Below are 3,430 nucleotides of genomic sequence, written 5' to 3'. Positions count from 1 at the left end.
GCGCGCCATTCGTTGAGCTGCCCGGTTTCGAGGGCGGTGAGGGTGTGAGGCATCTCGGTCACGAGGGCTTTGGCCAGGCCCAGGAGCCGGCCGCCCCTGGCCGGGGATTCGCGCCGGGCCAGGGCGATCTGCGCGCCGATCCCGGCGCCGAGCTTCTCGGCCGGGACCCCGAGCCGGGCTTGTTCGCGGCGTTGGAGCAGGTCCAAGGCCACGGCGAGCCGGGCCTGTTCCGCGGACGCGGCGGACTTCCTGTCCTCCAGTTCCCGGATCCGGTCAATGATTCCGGCGCTGCCGGTCGCTGAGCGGACGGCAGAACTTAGTCCCGCTGCGGCGGCGAAGGATCGGGCGCGACTCAGGCCGCCGTCGCCGTATCCTGCTCGAACTACTTCGGGCCCCTGATTGCCGTCCATGAATCCAGTGTTTCAGGGACCCCCGACAATAATGGCCGCAGGGTCCGCCCCGGGTGCCAACTGCCCGGCGGCGGCCAATTCGTTAGCGAATGATGGCGGCTGTCGGTGCGGAAGTCTTGGACGCAGTTGAGTATCCGGCCTTCCGGCCAGTTGCTCGGACGGCGTCCATAGGGGGCCCCGGTTCGTTGACGCACGACCAGTTGGGCAACGTGCCCGACCTGAACGACGAGCCGTCGCCAGCCACTCCAAAGTGGAACACATGCCGGGACCGGGGGTAGCGTCGACGTATGACACCTGGACGTCCCGTACCCCCGCCCCTTGCCAAGCCGCTGCCGGATCTCGACACCACCGCGAACACCACGGCGGGCAGCGCCGCGCAGACCGCCGGCCCCACCCTGGCCGCTGCTTACGGTGCCACCGCACCGGATAGCGGACTTGTTCCCCTGACCGTATCCCGGCGCGCCCCCAAAGAAGACGACATCGAGATCGCCATCGAATTCTGCGGTCTGTGCCACTCGGATGTGCACGCCACCCGGGGCGAATGGGGCGGCGACACCTACCCGTTGATCCCGGGCCACGAGATCGTCGGCCGGGTCGCCCGGCTCGGTTCCGCCGTCGACGACTTCACGGTGGGTGAGCGCGTGGGCGTGGGCTGCATCGTGGACTCCTGCCGCGAGTGCGAGAGCTGCCTGGACGGCCTCGAGCAGTACTGCGAAAACGCCGCGGTGGGAACCTACGGGGCGAAGGATGCCCGCAACGACGGCGCCATCACCCAGGGCGGGTATGCCACGTCGATCGTGGTGGACCGCCACTATGTCCTGCGGGTGCCGGAAGCCCTGGACCCCGCCGCCGCGGCGCCCCTGCTGTGCGCCGGCATCACCACATATTCGCCCCTGAACCACTTCGAGGTCGAGGAAGGCGACGTCGTTGGCGTCGTCGGACTGGGCGGCCTCGGCCATATGGCCGTCAAGATCGCCAAGGCCATGGGCGCCGAGGTCAAGGTCTTCACGACGTCGGAGAACAAGTTCGCCGCAGCGCGCGAGCTGGGCGCCGACGACGTCATTCTCTCCACCGACCCGGCCGCGATGGAGGCCGCGAACCGCAGCATCGACGTCATTATCGACACCGTCGCCGCCTCGCACGACCTCAACCCCTACTTCCGCACGCTCCGCCTGGACGGCGCGCTGTTCCAGCTGGGCCTGCCCGAGGATGCAATGCCGCCCGTCAACCCCGGCGCGCTGATCCGGCGCCGGATCGCGTACGCGGGTTCGCTGATCGGCGGCATCGCCGAGACGCAGGAGATGCTGGACTTCTGCGCCGAGCACGGCGTGGTGTCCGACGTTGAGGTGGTCGGCGCGGACCAGCTCAACGAAGCCTACGACCGCATGGTGGCAGGCGACGTCAAGTACCGTTTTGTCCTGGACGTCAGTACCCTGGGGTCCCCGGCAGAAAAGGCGGACGCATGAGCACTCTCTTCACCAAAATCATCAACGGCGAGATCCCGGGCCGCTTCGTCTGGCGCGAGGACGACGTCGTGGCGTTCCTGACCATGGGCCCGCTGGCCGACGGCCACACCCTCGTGGTGCCCACCGAGGAAGTGGACCGCTGGACGGATGCCTCGCCCGAGGTCCTCGGCCGGGTCATGGAGGTTGCCCGCAAGATCGGCGCCGTCCAGGTGGAGGTGTTCGACGCCGCCAGGGCCGGGCTGATCGTGGCCGGCTACGAAATCAACCACATGCACGTCCATGTGTGGCCATCGAACTCAATGGCGGACTTTGATTTCGGATCCGTGGACCAGCACCCGGATCCGGCCACGCTGGACGCCAACGCGGAGAAGCTCCGCGAAGGCCTGCGCACGGCCGGCCACGCGGAGCACGTCCCGGCCGCCTAGGTCCCGCCCGGACATTCCCGCCCGGACATTCCCGGCCGCCAATGCTGGCGCCGGCGCAGCACCCTCAGGGGTCTACGCCGGCGCCAGCACTTTGTTAAGGGCGGCGCGGATACGCTTTTCGGACACCGAATAGGCGGTCCCGAGTTCGACGGCGAAGAGGCTCACCCGCAGTTCCTCGATCATCCAGCGCACGTGGGTTAACTCCGCGCCCGCCCGCCGGCCGGGCAGCAGCGCGGACACGGCGTCGTCGTAGTCGTCCTCCAGGGCCTGGACCGAGGCCATGTGCTGGGCGTCCCGCTGCACGTTGCCCGGCAGCTTCTCGAGGCGCTTTTCGATCGCCGCGAGGTAGCGGGGCAGCTGGCTGAGCTGGGCGTAGCCCGTGCGTGCCACGAAACCCGGATACACCAGCTGCTCGAGCTGGCTCTTGACGTCGTTGAGCGCGCTGATCAGGGCCAGGCTCGTGGTGCCCTTGAGCTGCTTTTCGATCCGGCGGGTGCTGGCCAGGATGCGTTCGACGACGGCAGTGACGGTGAAGACGGTGTCGATCAGCTCCGCCCGGACGCTCTCGTAGAGCGCCTTGAACGAGGCCTCGTCCCACGGCAGCGGGGCCGGCGTGAGTTTGTCGATGGCGGCCAGGGCGCAGTCGGCGATCAGGGCGGCCACGGAACCGTGCGGGTTCTGGCTGAAGGTCAGTTTCTCGGTGTTGTTCAGGTGCTCCAGGACATAGCGGTCCGGCGGTGGCACTTTCAGGGCCAGGAGCCGGATGACCCCGCCGCGCATGGCTTCCTGCTGTTCCGACGGCGTCTGGAACAGCCGCAGCGCCACGGACGTTCCCTCGTCCACCAGAGCCGGATAGCCGGTGACGGTGTGCCCGCCAACCGTTCCCTGGACCTGGCGTTGGACGGTTCCAAAGGTCCAGTCCTTGAGCCCGGACATTTCGGTGAACCCGCCCGGCGCCGCGGCTGTGGCAGCCGCCAGGGCGGCCGACGGCGATGTGCCGGCCTGTGATGAACGCGCGCCATCCCTGCCGTTCGCGCCGGCTTTCGCCTTCGCCGCGGCATTTCCCTTGGATTGGGGTGCCGTGGTGCCCGGGGTGGCACCGAGGGATTCCGCGATGGCCCGGCGGGAC

Annotated in this window: 3 protein-coding genes and 1 pseudogene; 2 read left to right on the top strand and 2 right to left on the bottom strand. The window is 68.6% G+C overall.

What is annotated here, in order from left to right; translation table 11 throughout:
* Positions 1-410: pseudogene (locus Y706_RS0107310) on the bottom strand (HNH endonuclease); the annotation flags it as partial.
* A gap of 287 nt (positions 411-697) precedes the next feature.
* On the opposite strand from Y706_RS0107310, the gene Y706_RS0107305 reads away from it, so the two are divergent.
* Positions 698-1,876, top strand: a complete 1,179-nt coding sequence (locus tag Y706_RS0107305; protein ID WP_028276084.1) for an NAD(P)-dependent alcohol dehydrogenase — start codon at positions 698-700, stop codon at positions 1,874-1,876.
* The gene (locus tag Y706_RS0107300; protein WP_028276083.1) at positions 1,873-2,301 is read left to right on the top strand and encodes an HIT family protein; all 429 of its coding nucleotides are present in this window, start codon (positions 1,873-1,875) and stop codon (positions 2,299-2,301) included. Before Y706_RS0107305 ends, Y706_RS0107300 begins: the two co-directional genes overlap by 4 nt.
* 72 nt (positions 2,302-2,373) lie before the next feature.
* On the opposite strand, the gene Y706_RS24080 is transcribed toward Y706_RS0107300, so the two are convergent.
* Positions 2,374-3,430: DUF3418 domain-containing protein (locus tag Y706_RS24080; RefSeq protein WP_043435256.1), on the bottom strand; the 1,057-nt coding region annotated here is incomplete at its 5' end.

Origin of the sequence: Arthrobacter sp. I3 (assembly GCF_000520575.1) — a bacterium.
Taxonomy (GTDB): domain Bacteria; phylum Actinomycetota; class Actinomycetes; order Actinomycetales; family Micrococcaceae; genus Arthrobacter; species Arthrobacter humicola_A.
The sequence above is the reverse complement of the archived record's forward strand: the minus strand, read 5'-3'. Positions and strand labels throughout refer to the sequence as shown.

Bases quoted from the DNA above. Each gene is read 5' to 3' on its own strand.
- Y706_RS0107305 (WP_028276084.1), top strand. From the start codon at position 698: ATGACACCTGGACGTCCCGTACCCCCGCCCCTTGCCAAGCCGCTGCCG.
- Y706_RS0107300 (WP_028276083.1), top strand. From the start codon at position 1,873: ATGAGCACTCTCTTCACCAAAATCATCAACGGCGAGATCCCGGGCCGC.